Annotated in this window: 21 protein-coding genes; 4 read left to right on the forward strand and 17 right to left on the reverse strand. The window is 31.9% G+C overall.

All coding sequences use genetic code 11. From position 1 onward, the window contains the following. Nucleotides 1-112 precede the first annotated feature (112 nt). Nucleotides 113-1,513: a fasciclin domain-containing protein gene (locus ACVC08_RS13075; protein ID WP_452602341.1), complete on the forward strand. Its 1,401-nt coding sequence runs from the start codon at nucleotides 113-115 to the stop codon at nucleotides 1,511-1,513. A gap of 127 nt (nucleotides 1,514-1,640) precedes the next feature. Here the strand turns inward: ACVC08_RS13075 and ACVC08_RS13080 are convergent, their stop codons facing one another. From ACVC08_RS13080 to bshC, 9 genes are all read right to left on the reverse strand, one after another. Next, entirely contained in the window at nucleotides 1,641-4,109 is a 2,469-nt protein-coding gene (locus ACVC08_RS13080) for a hypothetical protein (protein WP_452602342.1), read from the reverse strand. 76 nt (nucleotides 4,110-4,185) lie between these two features. Beyond that, nucleotides 4,186-4,905 carry a toxin-antitoxin system YwqK family antitoxin gene (locus tag ACVC08_RS13085; RefSeq protein WP_452600060.1) on the reverse strand — a complete coding sequence of 240 codons (720 nt, stop codon included), beginning with the start codon at nucleotides 4,903-4,905 and terminating at the stop codon, nucleotides 4,186-4,188. A 142-nt stretch (nucleotides 4,906-5,047) separates the two neighbouring features. After that, nucleotides 5,048-6,952: a membrane protein insertase YidC gene (gene yidC, locus ACVC08_RS13090; protein WP_452602343.1), complete on the reverse strand. Its 1,905-nt coding sequence runs from the start codon at nucleotides 6,950-6,952 to the stop codon at nucleotides 5,048-5,050. A 120-nt stretch (nucleotides 6,953-7,072) separates the two neighbouring features. Then, nucleotides 7,073-8,686 (reverse strand): CTP synthase, encoded by a 1,614-nt coding sequence (locus ACVC08_RS13095; RefSeq protein ID WP_452600058.1) that lies wholly within the window; start codon nucleotides 8,684-8,686, stop codon nucleotides 7,073-7,075. Nucleotides 8,687-8,771: 85 nt separating this feature from the next. Further along, nucleotides 8,772-9,005, reverse strand: a complete 234-nt coding sequence (locus ACVC08_RS13100) for a DUF3820 family protein (protein WP_452600057.1) — start codon at nucleotides 9,003-9,005, stop codon at nucleotides 8,772-8,774. 190 nt (nucleotides 9,006-9,195) lie between these two features. Then, a complete protein-coding gene (locus tag ACVC08_RS13105; protein WP_452602344.1) occupies nucleotides 9,196-9,729 on the reverse strand; it encodes a DUF922 domain-containing protein in 534 nt (177 codons plus the stop codon). 50 nt (nucleotides 9,730-9,779) lie between these two features. Further along, a complete protein-coding gene (locus ACVC08_RS13110) occupies nucleotides 9,780-11,747 on the reverse strand; it encodes a PBP1 and LysM peptidoglycan-binding domain-containing protein (protein WP_452602345.1) in 1,968 nt (655 codons plus the stop codon). A 266-nt stretch (nucleotides 11,748-12,013) separates the two neighbouring features. Further along, nucleotides 12,014-13,549 (reverse strand): glutamine-hydrolyzing GMP synthase, encoded by a 1,536-nt coding sequence (guaA, locus tag ACVC08_RS13115; protein ID WP_452600054.1) that lies wholly within the window; start codon nucleotides 13,547-13,549, stop codon nucleotides 12,014-12,016. A 44-nt stretch (nucleotides 13,550-13,593) separates the two neighbouring features. Then, nucleotides 13,594-15,198, reverse strand: coding sequence for a bacillithiol biosynthesis cysteine-adding enzyme BshC (gene bshC / locus ACVC08_RS13120; protein WP_452602346.1), 1,605 nt, complete (start codon nucleotides 15,196-15,198; stop codon nucleotides 13,594-13,596). Nucleotides 15,199-15,420: 222 nt separating this feature from the next. On the opposite strand from bshC, the gene ACVC08_RS13125 reads away from it, so the two are divergent. From ACVC08_RS13125 to ACVC08_RS13135, 3 genes are all read left to right on the forward strand, one after another. Then, nucleotides 15,421-16,209 (forward strand): dienelactone hydrolase family protein, encoded by a 789-nt coding sequence (locus ACVC08_RS13125; RefSeq protein ID WP_452602347.1) that lies wholly within the window; start codon nucleotides 15,421-15,423, stop codon nucleotides 16,207-16,209. A gap of 157 nt (nucleotides 16,210-16,366) precedes the next feature. Then, nucleotides 16,367-17,635, forward strand: a complete 1,269-nt coding sequence (locus ACVC08_RS13130) for a carboxypeptidase-like regulatory domain-containing protein (RefSeq protein ID WP_452602348.1) — start codon at nucleotides 16,367-16,369, stop codon at nucleotides 17,633-17,635. 14 nt (nucleotides 17,636-17,649) lie between these two features. Then, nucleotides 17,650-17,934, forward strand: a complete 285-nt coding sequence (locus ACVC08_RS13135; protein ID WP_452602349.1) for a hypothetical protein — start codon at nucleotides 17,650-17,652, stop codon at nucleotides 17,932-17,934. Nucleotides 17,935-17,950: 16 nt separating this feature from the next. Here ACVC08_RS13135 and ACVC08_RS13140 read toward each other — a convergent pair whose 3' ends face one another. The 8 genes from ACVC08_RS13140 to rpmB form a co-directional block, all read right to left on the reverse strand. Then, on the reverse strand, nucleotides 17,951-18,871 hold the full coding sequence (locus ACVC08_RS13140) for an AraC family transcriptional regulator (protein ID WP_452602350.1): 921 nt from the start codon (nucleotides 18,869-18,871) through the stop codon (nucleotides 17,951-17,953). A gap of 80 nt (nucleotides 18,872-18,951) precedes the next feature. Continuing rightward, on the reverse strand, nucleotides 18,952-20,256 hold the full coding sequence (rimO, locus tag ACVC08_RS13145; RefSeq protein ID WP_452602351.1) for a 30S ribosomal protein S12 methylthiotransferase RimO: 1,305 nt from the start codon (nucleotides 20,254-20,256) through the stop codon (nucleotides 18,952-18,954). A 236-nt stretch (nucleotides 20,257-20,492) separates the two neighbouring features. Then, a complete protein-coding gene (locus ACVC08_RS13150) occupies nucleotides 20,493-21,119 on the reverse strand; it encodes a hypothetical protein (RefSeq protein WP_452602352.1) in 627 nt (208 codons plus the stop codon). Beyond that, on the reverse strand, nucleotides 21,112-22,542 hold the full coding sequence (locus ACVC08_RS13155) for a hypothetical protein (protein ID WP_452602353.1): 1,431 nt from the start codon (nucleotides 22,540-22,542) through the stop codon (nucleotides 21,112-21,114). The genes ACVC08_RS13150 and ACVC08_RS13155 overlap by 8 nt, the downstream gene beginning before the upstream one ends. Nucleotides 22,543-22,781: 239 nt before the next feature. Beyond that, entirely contained in the window at nucleotides 22,782-23,756 is a 975-nt protein-coding gene (gene ftsY, locus ACVC08_RS13160; protein ID WP_452602354.1) for a signal recognition particle-docking protein FtsY, read from the reverse strand. 348 nt (nucleotides 23,757-24,104) lie between these two features. After that, nucleotides 24,105-24,257, reverse strand: coding sequence for a DUF4295 domain-containing protein (locus tag ACVC08_RS13165; RefSeq protein ID WP_452597482.1), 153 nt, complete (start codon nucleotides 24,255-24,257; stop codon nucleotides 24,105-24,107). Nucleotides 24,258-24,300: 43 nt separating this feature from the next. Beyond that, nucleotides 24,301-24,483, reverse strand: coding sequence for a 50S ribosomal protein L33 (rpmG, locus tag ACVC08_RS13170; RefSeq protein WP_452597481.1), 183 nt, complete (start codon nucleotides 24,481-24,483; stop codon nucleotides 24,301-24,303). Nucleotides 24,484-24,513: 30 nt separating this feature from the next. Next, the gene (gene rpmB, locus ACVC08_RS13175) at nucleotides 24,514-24,750 is read right to left on the reverse strand and encodes a 50S ribosomal protein L28 (protein WP_452597480.1); all 237 of its coding nucleotides are present in this window, start codon (nucleotides 24,748-24,750) and stop codon (nucleotides 24,514-24,516) included. Nucleotides 24,751-24,799: the final 49 nt, after the last annotated feature.

Genomic DNA, 24,799 nt, shown 5'->3' on the forward strand with positions numbered 1-24,799 from the left:
CCTAAAACTGTTTAACCTTTTGTTTAAAATATTTAACAAAATTTTAAATACTTTTGTTTAACATTTATATAAATTTGATAAACAAAAAACTATTAAAACTAAAATATCAATTATGAAAACTTTAAAAAAATTACCGCTTTTATTAGCAATTATAGCTTTGTGGTCTTGTAGTAACGATGATGACAATTCTTCTCCTGTTAATGACCCCCAACCAATGAATATTGTAGAAACCGCACAGGCTACTGCAGATTTGAGCAGTTTAGTAGCTGCTGTAATTGAAGCCGATTTGGCTACCACTTTAAGCGGAAATGGTCCCTTTACCGTGTTAGCACCTACAAATGCTGCATTTGCCGAGTTTATGTCTACTAACGGATGGGCCGATGTTACAGAAATTCCTGATGCTGCTTTAGAACAAGTTTTATTAAATCATGTTATCTCTGGAACTGTAACTTCTACTGGTTTATCAAGTTTAGGAGCTGGCTACACAAATACATTAGCTACTGGTGCTGGCGGAAATAACATGAGCTTATATTTTGATGCTACTTCTAGTGTTAAGTTTAACAATTTAGCTACTGTAATTACTCCCGACGTTACTGCCTCTAATGGTGTTGTACATATTATAGATAAAGTAATTACTTTACCTAGTATTGTAGATCATGCTAGTAATAATCCAGGTTTTTCTAATTTAGTTTCTGCTTTAGGTGCTGCCGATGGAAACTTAGTGAATGTTCTTAACGGTGCGGGCCCTTTTACAGTATTAGCTCCTGATAACACTGCTTTTTTAAATTTTTTATCTGCTAATAATTTTGCTTCTTTAGCTGATGTGCCAACAGATGTTCTTTCTCAAGTTTTATTAAACCATGTTATAAATGGTGCTATATCTTCTACAGACTTAACTGGTTTAGGTAATGGCTATACAAATACCTCAGCTACTGGTGCAGGCAATAACTCAATGAGTATTTATTATAATACAGACAGTGGAGTTAAATTTAATGGAATTTCTACCGTAACAACAGCAGATGTAGTAGGTACAAATGGAATTATACATGCAGTAGATACAGTTATTGGCTTACCTACTGTTGTAGATTTTGCTACTGCAGATCCTAATTTTTCTAGTCTTGTAGCTGCTCTTACGAGAGAGTCATCATTTACTTATGTAGCAACTTTATCTACAGCCAACGGTACATCTCCGGCTCCTTTTACTGTATTTGCGCCAACCAATACTGCATTCGTAGATTTATTAACAGAGTTAAATTTAGCTAGCTTAGCAGATATTCCAACTGCTACACTAGAGTCTACTTTAAACACACACGTTGTAACTAATGCTAATGTTCAAGACTCTGGATTGTCTGATGGTATGATGATTTCTACCCTAGGAGGTATGCTAACGGCTAATGTAACAGGAGGTGCGACTTTAACAGACCCAAATAACAGAGTAAGTAATATTACATTTACAAATGTACAAGCTGCAAACGGAGTTATACATGTTATTGATAAAGTGTTATTAGAATAATTACATATTTAAAAGGCGTACTTTCTGTATACGGTTAATAGCAAACTAAAGCCTTTTAAATAAGAAAGCCTCTTGAAATTTCAAGAGGCTTTTACATTTGTATTAATTGATACTTACAAGTTTTTTGTTAATCTATTATCATTTTTCTAGTAGCTACTTTAGAGTTATCTGCATATAGTGTATAATAATATAAACCTGATGCTAAAGAATCGCTATTGAAAAATAATTCTTGTTCTCCTAATTTTTCAAGTTTAACTGTATCTATAATTTGCCCTAAATCATTGCTAAAAACAATTGATGCATGCCTATAGTTTAACGGTACAAAATATTTTATAGACGTGGTTCCGTTAAACGGATTTGGAATATTTTGATATAGTATTGGTGTTACAGGCTTACCCGTTGTTCCGTCATGCTCTCCTACTGTTAATGTTTGGCAAGCACAAGCTTCTAACGTTTCAATTCTAGTTATTAAATCGTTGATTTGTGTTTGCTGATTGGTGTTTTCTGTTTGTAAATTTGATAAAATTGGTGATAAATCTACATTTACTGATGTCCCGTTTTCTATAGCTACTGTTAGTACATTATTGTTTAATGTTGCTGAACTTAAGTTTTGATTATCTGTCCCTGTACCATCTTGAATAACCGACAAATCAACTCCCGTACCTCCAGTAATTTCTAACATTGTGTTATTTAACGATAAGTTTTGACTATCTGTATTATCTAAATATCCTGATAAATTCACACTGTCCGTACCATCATCACTAGTTAAATCTAAACTATTGTTAGATAAAGTTAAGGTTTGATTATCTGTGTTATCTAAGTAGCTAGTTAAATCTACAGGTGTAGTATCATTTGTTAAGCTTAATAGGTTATTGGTTAATTCTAAATCTTGTACATCAGTATTTGTTGCAGATATCCAAGCACTCCCATCCCATGCGTATAGGGCTTTATCATCTGTATCGTAAACGACTAAACCTTCATCTGTTGCTGTTAAATTACCTTCAAGGGTTGTTCTTAAAGCATTAGTTAACCTATTTACTAAAAGCCCTTTATCTGTATCTGCCAAATCTAACGATGCATTTTGGTTTGGTGCTGTAGTACCAATACCAACACTCACTCTATCTAAAGGTGTAACGCCTCCTAGTACTAAACTATTACTCGCCGTTGCATTTGCTCCTGCACCTATAGCCATAGCATATTGAGTTAAATCTGCTACTTGAGATTGATCTCCTAATGCAAGACCATACTTTCCATATGCTTTACTGTTATACCCCATGGCTACAGAACTTGTATCTGCTACAGATTCTCGACCTAAACCTACAGCATATTGCCCCGTTATTTTAGCTTCGTAACCAATGCTTACAGCATCTCTATGTTGTATAGAATCTCTTACACCGATACCTATAGAGCGATCTGAAATTGTATTTCCATAGGCTCTATATCCCATTACTATAGTCTCTGCATCATCTGCAAATGCTCCAGCTCCTATTGCGATACTTTTATTACCATCTGCTCGAGTATTGTATCCTAGTAATACAATTTCGTTTGCATTGGCATAGGCTTGTGCTCCTACATAAGTATTATATTCTCTTTTTGTACTTGTTGCATTTCCTGTCCATCTACCTTGTGCATTTGTAAGGTCTGAACTACCATAATTTGTGACATCTGCAAATGCTCCTATCCCTACATTATCTGTTCCTTCTCTTCCTCCAAACCCAGCAAAAACACCAACATAAGTATTTCTGTTTGATGATCCATTTGTTTTATTTGTTCTATTAACATCTCCACCTGCTTCAACACCTACAAAGGTATTATAACTTGCATGTTCGTTTGCACTTCCTGCTCCTTGCCCTACAAATGTATTTAATCGTCCAGCATTGTTATCTACTCCTGTAGAATCTCCTACAAAAGTATTTCTATAACCTGTCTCATTATCGTACCCGGCTTCAGAGCCCAAAAAAGCATTTCTGTAACCTGTTCTAAGATTTAACCCAGCTGCAGAACCTATCGCTGTATTATCGGATGCTGTATTGGGATTTGTTGTCGCATTTGTATTAGTAGTAACACTACTAAATGTACCTGCTCCAGCTTTTTGTCCTACAAACGTATTATCGTCTCCCGTAGTTACGCTAACACCTGCCGCTTCTCCAACAAAAGTATTATCGCCACCTGTTGTATTATTAAAGCCTGCACCATGTCCTACAAAGGTACCATCGGAGTCATCATTATAATACCCTGCTCTAAATCCTATAAACACATTATCTACATCGGTTGTATTAGAATACCCTGCTTGGTAACCTATGTAAACATTTTCATCTGCTGTGGTATGCTTATAACCAGCATCTTCACCAATCATTACATTATAATTAGCTTGAGATGTAGAACTAAAATTAATATCTCTACCAGCTCTATACCCTAATATAGTGTTAGAAGATGATGTACTTAAAAAGTGTGCTGTAGAATCCCCTACAATTGTGTTAAAATCTCCTGTAGAAATACTGGAGCCTGCGTTATTCCCTAAGACTTCATTGCCTATTTGCGAATATGTTACCACTGTTATTAACATAACAGCAATATTAAGTATAGTTTTTTTCATAAGAATAAATTAAGTTAGCACTCAAAAATAGACTTTTTAATTTAGACTAAAAAAACTAAGTTTTCCTTACTTGATTTTACTGCTTATTATACTTTAATTTAGGATTTTTACTTCGCCTAGTAAAATCTTTCTTTTCTTTAAATTCACCATTTTTGTAGAACCTCCAAATGCCATGCTTTCTGTTATTTTGATATTCTCCTTCTGATTCTAAATTACCTTTAAAATCATAAGTTTTTGCTGGTCCATGTAGTTTTCCATTAACATAAATGTAGTGTCTTAGTACATTTCCATTTCCTGAATACCAAAATGATTCTCCATCTAATTTCCCCTCTTTGTATAATGCCTTTTCTGCTATTTTACCATTTTTGTAATAGGTATTACGTTTACCGTGTAATTCGCCTTTGTCATTATAGTACTCTTCGGTCATAACTACTGGAGAATTTTTATGGTAATAAACCCATTTCCCTATATAGGTTTTACCTCTCATTTTACCTTCGCTAATTAATTTCTGCTTAGACGAGAAAAACTTAACTTCTGCAATATTATTATTAGGGTTAAATGTTCGTGTAGCTGTTAACACGGCTTTATTATCTAGGTTTTTATAAAACTTAAACGTCCCTACTTCCTTGCCGTGATTAAATTTACCTTCGTAACGTAGTATTTTAGTTTTATTGAAATTTTTTCTCCAAACTCCATGTCGTTTTCCGTTAGCATCAAACTGATTAATATTTTGGGCAGATACAGCATAGCTAACAACGCTTACTAATAATACGATTATAATTTTTACTTGCTTCATTTTTATTTATAGTCTTGAAACATTTAACGTTAATTTATTAATGAAATTGTTTTCTCTATAATTTCATATTACTGTTTATAGAAAACAAAAAAGCTGCCAAACTAAATATAGAACGACAGCTTTGTTTATAATTATTACTTTTTTATTTCTTTTTATTTTTCTGCTGTGCTTGTTTTTGTTGCTCAGCTTGCTCCATCATCTCCTTCATTTTTCTTTGAAATTTACTTTCCTTTTTAGGCTTTTTCTTATTTTCTTGTATTTGTGCTAAAATTTTATTTTCGTCTAATACATAGTTTTTAATTACTATTAAAATTCCTATACTAATTAAGTTAGATATAAAATAGTATAAACTTAATCCTGATGCATATTGATTAAAGAACACTAGCATCATTATTGGTGCAAAATAAATCATGTATTTCATCATTTTCTGCATGTCTGGCATTCCTTCTTGTTGTGGTTGAGACATTGCAGATTGCTGACCTGTTGTCATTTTCATATAGAAGAAAATAGCTATGGCTGCTAATATTGGAAATAAACTTACGTGATCTCCGTATAATGGAATATTAAATGGAAGCTCAGCAACAACATCATAAGATGATAAATCGTCTGCCCATAGGAAACTTTTTTGGCGTAAAGCAAATGCTGTAGGAAAGAACATGAATAACGCATAGAATACTGGCATTTGAATAAATGCTGGTAAACAACCACTTAATGGACTTGCTCCTGCTTTATTTTGCAGTGCCATTGTTTCTTGTTGTGCTTTCATTTTATTGTCTTTGTGCTTTTCGCGAATAGCATCTAACTCTGGTTTTAAGATTTTCATCTTCATTTGAGATAAATACTGCTTGTATTGTACAAAAGACATGGCTAATTTAATTAGTACTGTCATTACAATAATGGCTATACCGTATGGTAAAAATGAACTTAAAAAGCCAAATAATGGGATAAATAAGAATTTGTTAATCCATCCAAAAATTCCCCAACCAAATGGAATACTTTCTTCTAGGTTATGCTCATATTTATCTAATACTTTACTGTCTGTAGGGCCGTAAAATAGCTTAAGGTTTTCATTAAGTTCATTTCCACTTAATGCTAATGCTGTTTTGGCAGAGAATTGTTTTGTGTAAAGGGTATCTACTTCATCATCTTCTACTAAATCCTTAGATGTTAAAGCTACGCTTTTAAAGGGTTTATCTGCTACTAATATTGAACTAAAAAAGTGCTGCCTAAACGATAACCATTGTACATCTACTTCTGTTTCTTCATCGTCGCTAGCTTGAGATAGTTTGTCTATTTTATCGCCATCATGTTGGTAAGTTAAACGTGTGTAACGGTTTTCGTAACTAACACTTTGGTCATGACGAATGGTTTTTTGTGTCCAATCTAAATTAATGGCTTGAGACCCATTAATTATATTATTTAGTCCTTGAGATTTTATGGTAAAGTCTACCATATAATCATTAGGTTTAATTACATATCTGTATTCTAAAAATTTAGTTTCGGATACTTTTAGCTTCATTGAAACTATAGTATTCTCTCCATTTTTAGTTACATTAGGTTGAAAGGTTAAATCTTTTGTGTTTAAAATTCGGCTATCTGTAGTCCCAAAATTAATATTAAAAGAGGCATTTTTATCTTTTACTAAATGGATAGGTATAGAATCGAAATCTACAAATTGTGTTAATTTAACTTCAGATATATGCCCACCTTTTGGATTGAATTTTAATGCTAAAACACCATTATCTACTGTAACTTCGTTTGTGTTTGGTAATGCTTCTGAATAAGCAAATGCTCCATATTTATTTTGTAATGCGACTGTTTTTAACGAATCTGGTAAAGACTCAATTTGCTTCTCTATAGCTTCATTAACTCCTGTTGCAACTCCTTTTTCTTCTACTTTAGCGTCCTCTACTTGTTCTTGTTTTGCTTTTTCTTCTGCTGCAAGTTCTTCTGGAGTTGGTGTGCGTTGCCACATCATAAATAATAGTATTCCAAAAATAAGCACGAATCCTATTATAGTATTTAAATCTAATTTTTTTTCTTCCATTTGTTAATTGATGCCTTATTTTATTTAAGACATATGTTAGTTTTATATAAATACGTATTTGCTTACTGCTGAATCAAAAAGCAATCCGTTATTTTTTTTATGCCATACTGACACCTTTTATTATTTTTTTTTATGTTTTAATGCTGCTTTAACAAAAGCTACAAATAAAGGGTGTGGGTTAGCTACTGTACTTTTATATTCTGGATGGTATTGTACTCCTACAAACCATGGGTGACTAGGTATTTCAACTATTTCTACAAGTTTTGTGTCTGGGTTTAAACCTGTAGCAATCATTCCTGCATTTTCAATTTGTGTTTTGTATTCACTGTTAAACTCATAACGGTGTCTGTGACGTTCTTCTATAGTTTTATTTTTATATACATTGCTAACAATACTATTTTCAGATAAATCGCATGCCCATGCTCCTAAACGCATCGTTCCTCCTTTATCTGTAATTGTTTTTTGCTCTTCCATTAAATTAATAACTGGGTTTGCTGTAGATTCACTCATTTCTGTTGAGTTTGCATCTTTTAAACCGAGTACATTACGAGAGAACTCTATAACCGCCATTTGCATTCCTAAGCATATTCCTAAAAATGGTATATTGTTTTCGCGAACATATTTTACGGCTTCTATTTTACCTTCTATTCCGCGTTCTCCAAAACCTGGTGCTACAAGTACTCCATCTAAATGAGATAATTTAAGTTTAATGTTATCTGCGTTTAAATATTCGGAATGAATTGATTCTATATTAACTTTAACTTCATTTTCTGCTCCTGCATGAATGAATGCTTCTAATATAGATTTATAGGAGTCTTGAAGTTCTACATATTTACCAATTAATCCAATAGTAACTTCTGTTTTAGGGTTTTTGTGCCTTTTTACAAATTCGTTCCAACGGTCTAAAGTTGGTGTTTCGCTTTTTAAAGCTAGTTTTTTTAATACTATTTTATCTAAGCCTTCGTCTAGCATTAAATTAGGAACATCGTAAATTGTAGATGCGTCTATAGATTGTATTACAGAGTCTGGTGTTACGTTACAAAATCGTGCTAATTTTTCGCGTACGTCTTCTGGTAACTCGTGTTCTGTTCTACATACTAAAATATCTGCTTGTACCCCACTTTCCATTAGTGTTTTTACACTGTGTTGTGTTGGTTTTGTTTTTAGTTCTCCTGCGGCAGATAAATATGGTACTAGTGTTAAATGGATTACTAAGGCGTTATTGGTACCTAACTCCCATTTTAATTGCCTTACAGCTTCTACATAAGGTAATGATTCTATGTCTCCTACGGTTCCTCCTATTTCTGTAATAACAATATCATAGTCTCCAGATTTTCCTAATATTTGAATTCTATGTTTTATTTCGTCTGTTATATGTGGGATAACTTGTACTGTTTTCCCTAAAAACTCTCCACGACGTTCTTTTTCTATTACGCTTTGGTATATACGTCCTGTAGTTACGTTATTTGCTTGACTTGTTGGTACGTTTAAAAAACGCTCGTAGTGCCCTAAGTCTAGATCGGTTTCTGCGCCATCGTCTGTAACATAACATTCGCCATGTTCGTATGGATTTAATGTTCCTGGATCTACGTTTATGTAGGGATCTAATTTTTGTATTGTTGTTCTATAACCTTGGGCTTGCAATAGTTTTGCAAGTGATGCTGCGATTATACCTTTTCCTAATGAAGATGTAACTCCTCCGGTTACGAATATGTATTTTGTTGTAGTTGCCATTGTACGTTGTTAAACGCGAGCAAATTTACAATTTTAAGTTGGAATGTTTACGGAATTTTAGGATTTATTTATTGTGGTTTATTGCTTAAACTTTAGGAAAGTTACGTTGTATATTTCTTACCAATTCTTCTAGACCGTTTAGCTTTAACGTGTATACTGTTTCTAGCATTTCGCCTAGTTTTCCTTTAGGAAATCCTTTGCCGTGATACCAGACAACATAATGTTCGGGCAAATCTATTAAATAACGGTCTTTATATTTTCCGTACGGCATTTTGGTGTGTGCTAACTTTATTAAAAAATCTTTGTCTGGTTGGAGCATTTTTATAAATTATGATTTACCCGTTGTACATTTTGATAAAATTCGTCAATTCGAGTAACCCAGATAACTATCGGGATTATATCGAGAATAAGAATTTTACTTAAAAAATGTTCTCGATACAATTTTTCGTTCCTCAAAATCACTCGAACTGACAGTAAGTTGCAATTTTCAATTCAAAATGAACAACAGCTTATGATTTGTATTTATGTAGTCGATTTAATTCTTTTGCAACATAGTTTTGCCAAATGGTTTGTCCTTCTTTATTTATAGAGTAATTGCTTTCTTTATCATATTTATTCTGCATTTTCTCTAAAGCTAAATCGATCTCTTTATGGCATTTTTGTAATTGTTCTGCTATGTTATTTGATGGTTTTAATACGGCTACTTTTTCTTTAAATAATCTGGCATGGAGTTCTGTTATATCAAAATGTAATTGCTCGTGAGATAATACATGATTGTCTACTTCTCCTTTTTTACACCATGAATGTTCTGGATAAAAGTCTGCTTTTATTCTTGTTTTAAAACCTAGAACTTTGCTTTTTGTTTTTTTTATAGAGTAGCTAAACGTAATTCCTGAGGCTGTTACTGCTACTGCATCTGAATTAAGATTGGGTTTTCCTTTAAAATCTTTCCATGTTAATTTTACTTTTTCGTCCCAAGATACTCCTGTTTTATCGCCTTGAAAAAAAAGAAGGCCAAAGCATAGTATAAGTAATTTGTACATTTATTTAATTTTTAAAACATCAAACTCCTATAACGCTAACTGTTAACAGTTTATTGCTTTACTTCTACAATCATTAGATCTTTATATTGTACTAAATACACTGTATCGTTATAATACCCTCCAAATAGTTTCTTTTTGTAGCCAAATTTATTTTCTACATAGGCTGTTAAGGGTGAGTCTTCTACAGATTGTGGTAAGTTTTCTGAAGTTACTAGTCGTAATACAACATCCATGGTTAGATCGAAACCTCTTACAGCATATGCGTTTGGGGTTTCTTTGTATTTTGATTTATATTGTTTTACAAAGCTGTTATTATCTTCTTCGCTTATCATTTTTGAAACTGAAGGAAAGGTAAAGCTAAGGTTAGATAAATGATCGTTTGATACGTCTTCGTCATCGAAGGCTTTACTTTTATCTGTTGTTGCTAATGTTATTTTAAGATCGTCGGTTATTAACGAATTTAATATACTAGATACGTTAGAGACATAACCATCGTCCTTAGTTTCTAAAAACACAATATTTTTACCTGGTTTTAATACACTTACTAGGTCTTGCTCGAATACATAATAGGCATCTTCTTTAGTTTTTCTGTCTGTTCTAGAAGTTACTAAAGTTGCATTTTTAAACTGGTTTTTAAGTTTTGTACTTGCTAATTTATTTTTTATGTCTGTTACAACTACTATGTTTGCTGTAGAATCTGCTTTAAAGTGCGCTATGATTTTATTTTTTAATGCATCGTCTGATGGGCGTGATTGAAATACGTTTGCTCCTAAGTTTACTTTTTTTATTATTGGAGAGACTGCTATTACATTTTCACTTTTTAAGGCTGATGCTACTGTATTAAAATTATCTGCCATTAATGGCCCTATTACTGCGTTTGTATTACTAAAGTCATTGTTTCTTAATATTGTGTTTAACTCACTTTTTAAGTTTTTAGTGTCGTAAACATCTACTTCTAGGTTAACACCTAATTTTTGTAACGAATCTAACGCTATTAATGCTCCTGAATAAAAGTCTAATGATATTTTAGTGGATAAGTCTTTTTTTATAAATGCTTTTGTATTGGCTACAGAGTCTACATTTACTTTATTTAACTTAAAAGGTAACATTATAGCTATTCGCTTTTGTTCTGTGTCTATGATTTTACCTGATAATTGATCGAAACTTTTTATTGTTCCTTCTATTTGTTCTGTTATAGTATCTGCTATTGTGACTGGTACATTAGCGTTTGTTGGTAATTGACTATTGTATGGTATTTTTAATATCATACCTTCTTTTAATCCTGATTCTGCAAGTGCAGGGTTTAGTTTTTCTAGTGTGCTTTTATTTGCTCCTGTTTTTACTTTTATTCTGTAAAATCCTTCTTTTGGTAGTACGGTATAATAGCTATAGGTTTCGTCTACTTGCTTTATTACGTCTTTATTTAAATTTGGTACTTTTATTGTTTGCCCTGGTTGTAATACTGCACCCATTTCTGGGTTTAATGCTTCTAACTCTGCTACTGTTATTCCAAATTTATAGGCAATACGCCATTTTCCTTCTTTGGGTTGTACGGTATATTGTTTTGTTGCCTCTGTTACTTCTTCTACTTTGGTTATTGTTTTGTATACAGGTATTTGCAAACGGTCTCCTTTTCTTAAATTATTTGCGTATAGGAAGGTGTTGTGCTTTTTTATTTCGTCTTGTGTTACATTATATTTTTGCGATAAACTGTATAGTGTTTCTTTACGTCTTACTTTATGTTTAGTATACCCTGTTAATTCTTTTGTTACTGTAACTTTTGATGCCTTAGCTTCTGTTTTTTTAGGTTCTGGAAGTATTAAAACTGAGTTTGGTTTTAGTTTTTTTCTAGAGTCTGGATTTAACTTATATATTGTACTTATAGGTATATTATAAGCTTTGGCTATAGATTCTACTGTTTCTCCTTTTTTTACTTTATGGGTTTTATAGTTTTGTGCTTGGGTAGACACACAGCTAAAGCTAAGTACTAATACTAATATGTAAATTATTTTCTTCATATACTTTTATACGTTCAAAAGTTATATTTAGGATTATAGGTTATTATTATTATTGTAGGTTTTCTATTTTCCTAAAATGGTATTGGATGTGTTAAAAACAAAAGCCATACCATTTTAACGAAATGTACGGTTTTTATTTTAAACCTCAATCTTAGCTGGTATTCCCGCATTAGGGATTGAGTGGTTTGTTTGAGCTCCTCGCAGAGAGCGAGCCATGAAAGCCCGACCCTCTGGGTAATGCCCAAATTATTATTTTTAGTGGTTATTTATTCCCACTCTATTGTTGCTGGTGGTTTAGAACTTATGTCGTAAACTACTCTGTTAACTCCTTTTACTTTATTTATAATGTCGTTAGAGGTTTTTTGTAAAAATTCGTATGGTAGGTTTACCCAATCGGCCGTCATCCCATCTGTACTTTCTACTGCTCTTAAAGCGACACATTTTTCGTAGGTTCTTTCATCTCCCATAACTCCTACACTATTTACTGGTAGTAAAATTGCGCCTGCTTGCCATACTTTATCGTATAGTCCTGCGTCTTTTAATCCGTTTATAAACACTGCATCTACTTCTTGCAAAATACGAACTTTTTCTGAGGTTATATCTCCAAGGATTCTAATTGCTAATCCTGGTCCTGGAAATGGGTGGCGTCCTAATAATTGTTTTTCCATTCCCATAGAGGCTCCTACGCGTCTTACTTCATCTTTAAATAGTGCTTTTAATGGTTCTACTATTTTTAGTTTCATGAAGTCTGGTAATCCTCCAACGTTATGATGACTTTTTATGGTTGCACTTGGTCCTCCTGTTGCCGATACACTTTCTATTACGTCTGGATAAATAGTTCCTTGTGCTAACCATTTTACGTCTTCTATTTGGTTTGCTTCGTCATCGAATACTTCTATGAATACGCGCCCTATTGCTTTTCGTTTTAATTCTGGGTCACTTAGCCCTGCTAAAGCATCTAAAAATCGCTTTGAGGCATCTACGCCTTTTACATTAAGCCCCATCCCTTTGTATTGTTCTAATACTTGGGAGAATTCGTCTTTACGTAACAATCCATTATTTACAAAAATACAGTATAGGTTTTTGCCTATAGCTTTGTGTAATAGCATTGCTGCAACACTAGAATCGACTCCTCCAGATAGGCCTAATACGACTTTATCGTCTCCTAATTGTTCTTTTAATCCTTCTACTGTTTCCTCAACAAAGCTGTCTGGTGTCCAGTCTGGGTTTACGTTTGCTATGTCTACTAAAAAGTTTTCTAAGAGTTGTTTTCCATCTGTAGAGTGGTAAACTTCTGGATGAAATTGTATAGCATACGTTGTTTCTCCTTCTATTTTGAAGGCTGCATTTTTTACATCGTGTGTGCTTGCTAATAATTCTCCGTTTGTTGGTAGTGATTTTATGGTGTCGCTATGACTCATCCATACTTGACTTCCTTTTGTTATTCCTTTAAAAAAGGCTTCTCCTTCTTTTACATAACTAAGGTTTGCTCTACCGTATTCTCTGGTGTTAGATTCGGCTACTTCTCCTCCAGAAAAATGTGCTAAATATTGTGCGCCATAACAAACGGCTAACATTGGTTTTTCGCCACGAATGCCATTTAGGTCTGGATGGAAAGCGTCTTCTGAACGTACAGACATTGGACTCCCCGAAAGAATAACCGCCTTATATTCTGATAGTTCTGTTGGAATTTTGTTAAATGGGTGTATCTCGGAATAGATGTTAAGTTCTCTAACTCTGCGCGCAATTAGTTGTGTGTATTGCGATCCGAAATCTAAAATTAAAATCTTGTCGTGTTGCATACGCAAAAGTAATAATTACGCATCACGAATTGCAAACTTTTTTACTAAAATGTTAACACTAAAAATTCTCCTTTTAATGGGTCTAGATTTTCTATTAGTTTTGGTATTAATTCTTCTCCGTATTCTAAATATAATTGAGAAAAATTTGTGTTACGTTCTTGTAAACTTTGATTTGGAAATAATTGATTTTGCAAATCGGTTATTCTTGTTACATGGTCTTTTAGCTTTCGCTTTTGCGCCAACAATAATCTTTTTTCTAAATGTTTTATTCCTTTTAACTGTTTTTTTTCTTGTGCTGCTACTGCTCCTATAAACGATTTATCTGTTTGCTCTGCGATTTTATATAACGCTACAAATTGTTGTTTTAAATGCGTTTCTTGTTTTGAAAAATCTATATCTATGTTAGATATTTCTCTTACTTTTTTATTTATAAATGCGTTTCGTTTTAAAAACAAATCTTGGTTAGAGATATTAAGTTTCTCTAGTTTTTGTGCTTGTTGTTTTGTTTTTATTAATACCGAATTACGTAATAATAATATAGGGAATACTACATTATTGTTTTTAAAATTATCTTGTAACTGAAACCAATAGGCTAGTTCTCCACCACCGCCTATATAACACAAATTTGGCAGTATAACTTCTTGATATAATGGTCGTAGTATTACGTTTGGAGAAAAACGCTCTGGAAACGCTTCTACTTCTTTTATTATAGCTTCTTTATCCCAGATTATTTCTGTATTTAAAACCTTATAGTTATTGTCTTCAAAAACGATTCGTTCTCTTAAGTTTTTAGTTATATAAAATAGGTTTATTTTTCTAGGGTTTACTTGAATAGGATACTCTTTATTTGCTATTGCTTCTATTTGAGTATTTGTTTTTAATACGTGTTTAACTCCACTTTGCTCTATTAGTTCTTCCTTAATATAGGGTATAAATTCTTGTTTTAATGCTTTAGTATTTGCATCTACTATTACTAAACCGTATTCTGCAAATAATTCGTTTGCGAGATATTGTGTCGCTTTGGCTAAATTGTCGTGTTTTAGGTAAGCGTTTTTAAATAGTTCTCTTAATTTATCTGCATTACGGCCTAATCCTAATTCTTTAGAGAACAGGTTAAAAACGGCTTCTAATCCTTCTGTTTCTAATTCGCCTACTGCTCCACTTGCTTCTTTATTCCATCTTACTTTTTTTCCTTTAAAATTAAAGTAATTAATTTCTTCGAAGTCATGGTCTTCTGTTGCCATCCAATATATTGGCACAAAATGATGTTCTGGATAGGTCTTGTTTAATGTCTTTGCTAAATTTATTGTAGACACTATTTTATGTAAAAAATATAAAGGTCCTGTAAATAAATTTAATTGATGGCCTGTTGTTACTGTAAATGTATTGGTTTGTTTTAATGCTTCAATATTTGCTTTTGTAGCACTGGAAAGATTTACCGTTTTATATTGTTCTAATAAACTATTTACTAAAACTGTTCTTGTTTTTTTAGAAAACGTATTTCCTTTTTCTTCTAGTTGTGCTTTAAAAGCTTCTAGTTTTGGAAATCTATTATAAAACGGTTTTAAACTATCACTTTCTACTAAATAGTCGCATATTAATTCGGAAAAGTATCCAGTATTTTTAAAAGCAATACAGTCTGATGGCATATAATTAGGTCTTTAAGTTGTAAAGATACGGTCTTTTTAAATGCTTAATTTTTAAAACGAATCTTTTTAATAATCCTTTAACAAAGTCGTAAATACTATTTTTTTGTTACATTTAAAGAAAAAAATTACCAAAAAAGTTATTCTAGTTTAGCTATTTGCTATGGTTAGCTAGTGTATTTTACTATTCTAAAAAAAGGGCTTTAATTAAAAACTATGAAAATTATGAAATCAATCAAACTAACTTTTATTTACTTTTTTACTGCGGCATTGCTTTTTAATTGTAGTGGTAGTGATGACACACCTCCTCCACCAAGTAGAACTTATGCCGATTTACAAGCAGATTTTAGTGCTATTAATTTTGAAACTGGTATTACTGATGCTTCTTTAATTGGTGTTAATAACGAATTTTGGGAATTTAGAGTTATTATGCCAGATGTAGACCTTACTAACAATAATAGACCTTTAATTATTACATTACATGGTTTTGCTGGTAATGATCCTAATGCTCATAAAAATACTGCTTGTTATGCAGAGCCAGGTTTTGAGGCTTTAGACGCTATAATTATAAGTCCTAATAATAGAGGTTTACAATGGTTTGAGCCTTATAATCAATCTCAAGTTAACGCACTTGTTGATTTGGCTAGCGATTACTTGCCTGTAGATACTGGTAAAATTGTAGTTAGCGGTTATAGCGATGGTGGTAATGGTGCCTGGTGGTATAGCGAAACACAACCTAATGTGTTTTCTGCTGGAATACCTATGGCTAGTGCTTATGGGTCGTACAATTCTGATGGTAGTGCGAGAGTTATACAAACGCCAACTTATGTTATTCATGGAGAAAATGATGAATTATTTCCGTTACAGAATACACAAGATTGGGTAGATGCTACTGTACTTTCTGGTAGTGATTCTACATTGGTTGTTGCTACTGGTTTAACACATACAGAACCTTGTGAATATGTTTCGTATTTACAAGATGCTGCTTCTTGGTTAGTAAGCGATGTATGGTAAATTTTACCTAAGCTTAAATAATAACTAAAATAACACTTACATAATTATTGGTAATTTATTTAACATAAATAATTACAAAAAACAGCTTGTTTTTGCGTACTTTGAAATGTAATACCTTTTTAAACGACTGGTATAAAAATTACCAATAATTATTGTTATGAGTTCTTTATATAGCTTTACTTACCCTAAAAGACAATTTTTAATTCTTATTAGTTTCTTTTTTCTAATAGGACATTTTGTTTTTGCCCAAAATGTTAAAGAATACAAAGGTCGTGTTCTAGATAACAATACAAATGATCCTTTGGCTTTAGCAGATTTAATTATTAAAGACACTAATATTAGTACTATTACTAATACAGAAGGCGAGTTTCTTTTAAAAGTACCTAATAATTTACTGTCTAAAACTGTAACTGTATCGTATTTAGGTTATAAACAGAAAGAAATCCCACTGTCTGCTTTTAAAACTAAAAACACAAGAATAAAACTTGAGGAAGCTGCCACTGTTTTAGCTCAAATAGATTTAAACACGCCACAAGATGCAGAAAGCCTAGTAAGGAAAACTTTAAAGCTAAAAAATAAAAATTATTTTAACAGTAGCATTACAATGACTGGTTTTTATAGAGAAACTATAAAAAAGAGAAATAAAAATGCGTCTTTATCTGAAGCAGTTTTAGAAATCTATAAGACGCCTTACAATTCTAATAAAAATGATGGGATACGACTTATAAAGTCTAGAAAAAACACCAATTATTCTAGGCTAGATACTATAGCTTTAAAATTACAAGGTGGGCCTTTTAGTGCTTTGCATACTGATATTATGAAATATCCAGAGTTTATATTTACTGAAGATAATTTATCTCTTTATAATTTTACTTTTAATAGGTCTACACAAATAAATGACAAACTGGTTTATGTTGTTTCTTTTAAACAAAAAGAAACTATTAATGATGCTTTATATTATGGTAAGTTATTTATTGATGCCGATTCTTATGCTTTAACAAGCGCTACATATAACTTAAATGTAGAAAACAGAGCTGCAGCTACAGAACTTTTTGTTAAGAAAAAACCCAGAAAAGTTACAGTTTACCCTACAGAAGCTAGTTATAGAGTTAATTACAGGGTTAAAGATGGTAAATGGTATTATGGTTATAGTAACATTTTACTAACTTTTAAAGTAAATTGGAAGAACAGGTTGTTTAATAACCGTTATACTTTACAGAGTGAGATGGCTATTACCGATTGGAAACCTAACACTACTGGACAAATGCCAAAATTAAAAGATCGTATTAAATCTAGCACTATTTTAATTGATGAAGTGTCTGGTTTTGGCGACCCTGATTTTTGGGGTAAATACAATATAATAGAACCCGAAAAATCTATTGAATCTGCTATAAAAAAGATTAGTAAACAATTGAAAAAATCATAATAATAAATTATTCTATGAATAGAGTACTATTCCTTTCCATTATTATCTGTTTAATCTCTATAATTGGCTACTCACAAAATCGTTTGCAAAATTTTTCACTATCTAAACCTGTAAATAACGCTTTACATTCGTTTTCTATTACAAAGAGTAAAGCTCCTTCATTTTTAAAACAGCTACAAGAGTTAAGTAAAACTGCAAGTAAAATGCCTATAATAAAGCCAAAAGGTTATTTTAGTATTCCTAATTATTACAATAAAAGTAAAACCAAAAGACATCTTCTAATTTATACTCCTGAGTAGTTTAATGTAAAGAACTTTATTTTATTGGGATATAGAAATCTACTATAAATTTCCTTTCTGGATGTTCTCTATAATCGTTATGATATATTTCAAATGGGTTTTTATCTGCCTTCTCATAGCCTTTATCATTCATCCAAATAAATAAAGAACTCCATGAGGTTTCGAATTCGTTAGGTAATATTTCGAAACGTCCTACTATATATTTTCCCTTAGCTATTTCTGTTTTTGTTATTTCTCCTTTTGCAGTAAAAGGCTCTTTTGTTAACAAAGAAATACTCATTCTCACTTTATCTGGTGCAGTGACTTTAAAACTGTCATGAAATACTCTTACTAATTTAGTATTAGGGTTAGCCATTAAGCCGTTAGATGTTCCCCAACGTATTAATTTATCGAATATATGTTCTAATCCCTCTACACCTATGTGGGTTATGCTCGCGCAAGTTAAGGTTTCAATAGTTTTAATTTCAATAGTTGCATTCATAGTTATCCAATTTAAATGATTGTTAATGTTGCAAATGTATTCCTCGAAAATAAAGTTTCCTTGACTTTTCTTGCGGTTTGTTTGATTAATCTTACTATATCTACTTGGGCTTAGTGTTTTAAATTCTGTAGGGCTAACATTATAATACTTTTTAAATGTTCTAGTAAATACAGCATGGCTATTAAAACCGTAACGCTCTGCTAGTTCGGCTACTGTTATGTCCTTTTTGGTTATTAATTGTATTGCTGCTTTCTCTACACGTTGTCGTATTATATAATCGTTGAGTGTTTCTCCTATTATTGCCTTAAAAATGCGGTGAAAGTGGTATGGGGAATAATATGAAACTTCTGCAATTGTATTTAAGGTTAATTTTGCATCTAGATGAGCATCTATGTACTTTAAAGCTAAATTAATACGTTTTATATAGTCTTTATTAAATTCTACTTTAGAAATCATAAATTAAACTATTTTAAATCCTATTAATTAATATATAAAACTGGCTTTAATTTAATAGCTACTCTTATCTTATATCATTATTATTTAACTACTTCCGCATATAAATCGAAATCTGCCGCATCTGTTATTTTTACATTGGCAAATTCTCCTGTTTTTAAATATGTTTTAGAAGCCTCTATTAAAACTTCGTTGTCTACATCTGGTGAGTCGGATTCTGTTCTTCCTATAAAATACTCTCCTTCCTTTCTGTCGATTACTACTTTAAATTGTTGTCCTATTTTTTCTTGATTTAATTCCCAAGATATTTGAGACTGAATTTCCATAATTTCATTAGCGCGTTCTTGCTTAACTTCTTGCGGCACATTGTCCTCTAAATTAAACGCATGTGTATTTTCTTCATGCGAATAGGTAAAACATCCTAAACGTTCAAAACGCATTTCCTTTACCCACTCTTTAAGGGTTTGGTAGTCTTCTTCTGTTTCTCCTGGGTATCCTACAATAAGTGTTGTACGAATTGTAATATCTGGTACAGCTGCTCTAAAGGCTTTTAAAAGTTTTGTCGTTTTTTCTTTTGTAGTACCACGACGCATACTTTTTAATATAGAGTCGCTAATATGTTGTAATGGTATATCTAAATAGTTACAGATTTTTGGTTCGCGATTCATAAGGTCTAAAACATCCATTGGAAACCCTGTAGGGAATGCATAATGTAAACGAATCCACTCTATTCCTTCTACTTTTACTAGATTCTCTAATAATTCTGCTAAGTTTCTTTTTTTATATAAATCTAGTCCATAATATGTTAAATCTTGAGCTATTAGTATAAGTTCTTTTACTCCGTTTGCTGCTAGTTTTTCGGCTTCGGTAACTAAATCTTCTATTGGTGTACTTTTATGTTTTCCTCTCATTAAAGGAATAGCACAAAAACTACAAGGTCTGTCGCAGCCTTCAGCAATTTTTAAATAGGCATAATTTTTAGGTGTTGTTGTTAAACGTTCTCCTATTAATTCATGTTTATAATCTGCTCCTAAGGCTTTTAATAAGCCTGGTAATTCTGTAGTTCCAAAATATTGATCTACATTAGGTATTTCCTTTTGTAAGTCTGGTTTATATCGTTCACTTAAACAACCTGTAACGAATACTTTATCTACTTCGCCCTCTTCTTTTTTATGCATGTATTCCAAGATCGTGTTTACACTTTCTTCTTTTGCATTATTAATAAATCCGCAGGTATTAATCACAACAATGTTTCCTTCTTCTTCATGTACAACTTCTTTACCACTAGCTTTTAGTTGTCCCATTAACACTTCGCTATCGTAAACATTTTTACTACAGCCTAATGTTATTACATTGATTTTGTTCTTTTTAAGTGACTTTGTACGCATATCTTAATTTTGGACTGCAAAGATACACAATGATTTATGATTTACGATATTCGATTTTCGATTTCTCACTTGAAGGGTTAACTTAAAAACATCTAATTATAGTTTGCCATATAAATACTTATACATTAGTATAGCATAGTATGTGTTATTTTTGATTTAAAATAAAGGTAGTAAAAAAAGAACTAAGCTTTAATTTGCCTCTTGCTACTTTTATATACCTGACTATAGGCAATATTTTAATTTATTACTTCAAAAAACATTTCTGTTTTTAAAGTTTTAAAATAGCCAAAATTAGATAAGTCAATATAAATTTTAACGTTATAAACTCCTTCATCTACTATTTTGTGGAATGTATCTATTCGAATATTATCATAAGATATGTGCTTCCCTTTTTTTGAATTTAAAACAACTCTATTTTGGTTAATTTTAGGCTGAAAAAAGGTTTCTGTTTTTATTCTCTTTTGCACATATTTTTTAAACTTTTTTCCTTTTTTTTTGTAAATCTCTATAATCATTTCAGGATTATTATCTAGATTATGAGTTTTAAACCATTCAGGTAGATACAGTTCTTTACTTCCATAATTAGTAATTTTAAGAGAAATTAACTTTGGTTCAGCTAAACTATATTTTTTTTTATTTGGTTTTGAGATAATTTTTATTCTGTAAAAATCGGTAGTGCTTGACAATACACTATTTGTATCTATTTTACTCGATGACTTTAACTTTTTAAGGTAGTCATCTGGTAAATAATCATCTTTACTTAAAGTATAAGTCAAAAGTTTTTTTTCATTACTTTGTTTAGAGGTTTTACAACCAATTAACAATAATGCAATTAATACTAGTTGAAAGAAATATTTAATCATCACCGCATATTTTAGGAAATTGTTGTTTAGCTCTATCAATCATATCTTGTCTAACTGCTTTTTCAGAATCAGTCATTTGATTCATATTATGATACATAAATTGGGCTAATTGTTCTATAATACTCAAGTCTTGGATTTGTTTTAATTTATTAAATCTAAAAATTTGAGAATAATAAGCATCAAATTCTTTAGCAGCATTAGATATTCCATTTTGTCCATAAAATTCATTTTGTAGAACATGATATAGCTCATGCTTAATAACTCTTGTAATAAAACCAAAGTCAGAAAATGTAAACAAACTGTTCTCTATAATAATTTCGCATGATACCATATTTCCCGAAGAATCATAACCTGGAACTGTTATAGCATGACCTTGCTCAACTTCGTCTGCAAAGGAAATAGAATAATCGAAACTTACATTATTTGGCCCAAAAGATTCCATCGAATAGGTATTGATAAGATAATTAACTGCTGCTAAATCACCATCCGTAGTTCTTGTTTGTTCATATTGCGATTTTATTGCATCATGGTCTAATTGAGTGGCTGGATTCGGTGCATCACCAAATAAATTTGGGTTATATTCAGCTTGAATTTGTAAAGGGTCTATTGTAAATGGGAGAAAAGCGTTTTCATTATTCATAGAATTTTCTATCGCTAAAATAGCGATTTCTTGTGCCTTTTCATTACAAGAATTTTTACTGAGAAAGTTGTTTATACTACCACTAACACATTTTGACTGAGTCTGCAACCAAGCAGCCATTTCTGAGGTAAACCCATTGTTACCCGTTTCGCTAATTGTATTTAAACAAGAAACCACTTGCTGCCATGGTTGCAAAACTACTGGGGCAGTAACTACTATGCTTGTTGGATCTGCTCCTCCGTTATCGGTTTGGTTATTAGTATTTGTACCTGTATTGGTGCTATCTGTACCAATACCTGGTGAGCCGTTATCTGTACTAATACCATCTAGGCAATCCATATCGTAGCTTGCTCCTATAATTGTTTGTGTAGAACCTGTGCACATACCACCATTAGCAAAAGGCTGAGGTTCATGTATGTAAGTATCACCATTATCGCACGCACCATAGCTATAGTCATAAACTAAACACTGCTCTGTAGTTGTTGCTTTATTTAATAAAGCGTCTATTAAGTTTTCATCTTCGAGATAAGTAATAGTAATCTTACCTTCTAAATTAATAGTCGCCTTGTCTAGTATCAGTTGTTTCTCTTGTTCTGTAATATTATATGTAGTTAAAGCTAGTTTATAGGTTTCATCATTTTGTACACTAAGCACTAGGTTTTCAAGATATTCTGTTTCTATAGGCCTCTGTATAGGAAAGGTGTAAGAATGGTAGTTAGTTTCTGTATTTTCTATATAAGTTGCTTGTTCTGTGTTTATAGTAAAACCATATTCACTAGACACAGTTTCTTTATTTTGAGTATTAAGCTTGTTTTTTTCTAAGTTTTTGGAAAGGCTTTCTATCTTTTCTTTTATGGCTCTATTAGAAAAGTTGAGTTATATACTATTGTTAAAACATTGACTAAGCTTGTTAAAGCTTGAAATACAGAATATATTAGTACAATTATAGTTATTGTTTTTAATATTTTCTGTTCTCGATGCTTCAAGTTTAATTAGTTCTTCTTCTAATAATGCATATTTATTTACTTAAAAAAAGAGTCTACAAATTCGTATTTATTAAAAACTTGCAAATCTTCTATACCTTCTCCTACTCCTATATATTTTACAGGTATTTTAAATTGATCGCTTATACCTATAACAACGCCTCCTTTTGCTGTTCCATCAAGCTTTGTTACTGCTAATGAGGTTACTTCGGTTGCTGCTGTAAATTGTTTAGCTTGCTCAAAAGCATTTTGCCCTGTTGAACCATCTAATACTAATAATACATCGTGTGGTGCATCTCCAACTACTTTTTGCATAACACGTTTTACTTTGGTTAGCTCATTCATTAAGTTAACTTTATTATGTAAGCGCCCTGCGGTGTCTATTATAATAACGTCTGCTTCTTGAGAGACTCCAGATTCTAAAGCATCGAAAGCTACACTTGCTGGGTCGCTTCCCATTTCTTGGCGCACCATTGGCACGTCTACTCGATCTGCCCAGACTTGTAATTGGTCTATTGCTGCTGCTCTAAAGGTATCGGCTGCTCCCAGTACTACTTTTAGGCCTTGCTTTTTAAATTGGTAGGCTAGTTTTCCTATAGTTGTTGTTTTCCCTACTCCGTTTACACCTACTACCATTAACACATACGGCGTTTTTTTACCATTTGCTTGTTTTGGCAATGTTGGCACTACGTAATCGGTTTCTTCTCCTGTATTGGTTTCCGATAGTAGTCCTGCTATTTCTTCACGTAGAATTCTATTTAATTCGTCGGTTCCTAAATATTTATCTTTAGCAACTCGTGCTTCTATTCTGTCAATTACTTTTAGTGTTGTATTTACGCCTACATCACTAGATACTAATACTTCTTCTAGGTTATCTAAAACATCATCGTCTACTTTAGATTTTCCTGCAACGGCTTTACTTAGTTTCCCTAAAAAACTGGTGCTTGTTTTTTCTAGACCTTTATCTAATGTTTGTTTTTTCTCTGAAGAAAATATTTTTTTAAAAAAGCTCATTTTTTTGCTTGTGGTTTTAATGATGTACTTAACGGTTAGCAAAATACATTTTATTATCTAAATGTGCGCTAGGGATTAAAACAACTTGTTGATGCTCTTTTTAACAAAAATAGCATGTTGTAAAAGCCCAACCTATCGGTAACGCCCAAATATTTAATAGCAATAGTTAAGCCTAAAAGGGAGGACTGAAATATTGTCATTAAATTTAGGTATAAAGAAAAGAATATTTTTTTAATATGCTTAATCGTTTTTATAAAAGATTTTAGCTTTTCGCTCTACATATTAATAGATACAGAAAAAGCCGCTTTCTTTATGAAAGCAGCTTTATATATTGTGTAGAAAGTAATACTATTTCTTGTTTAAGAAATCGTTTACTAAGTCTGGTGCCATAATGGATTCAACAAACATGTAAGCTCCTGTTTTTGGAGATTTCACCATTTTTATCGCTTTAGATAAACGCTTTGAACCTGTTTGTAACGATGCTACTGATTTCTTTGCCATAATATTATATATTTGATATTACCACTTACGTGACAATGTCTAATTACTTAATTTCTTTGTGAACGGTCATTTTCTTTAAGATTGGATTAAATTTCTTTATTTCCATTCTGTCCGGAGTATTCTTTTTATTTTTTGTTGTAATATAACGAGAAGTACCTGGCTGTCCCGATGCTTTGTGCTCTGTGCACTCTAATATTACTTGTATTCTATTTCCTTTCTTTGCCATGTCTTTATTTCTTTAAGCGCGTTTTGGCTATTATTTTAAAAATCCTTTAGATTTAGCGTCTTTTATTGCTGCAGCAATCCCAATCTTGTTGATTGTTTTTAAAGCTGATGTAGAAACTTTTAAAGTTACCCATTTATCTTCTTCAGCAATGAAGAAACGCTTTTTTATTAAGTTCACGTTGAATTTACGCTTCGTTCTATTCTTAGCGTGAGATACGTTGTTTCCAACCATTGCTACCTTCCCTGTAAGTTCACAAACTCTTGACATTACTTCTACTTTAAATGTTATTAAAAATCGAGGTGCAAATATATGAAAT

Source organism: Pontimicrobium sp. MEBiC06410 (genome assembly GCF_053601615.1).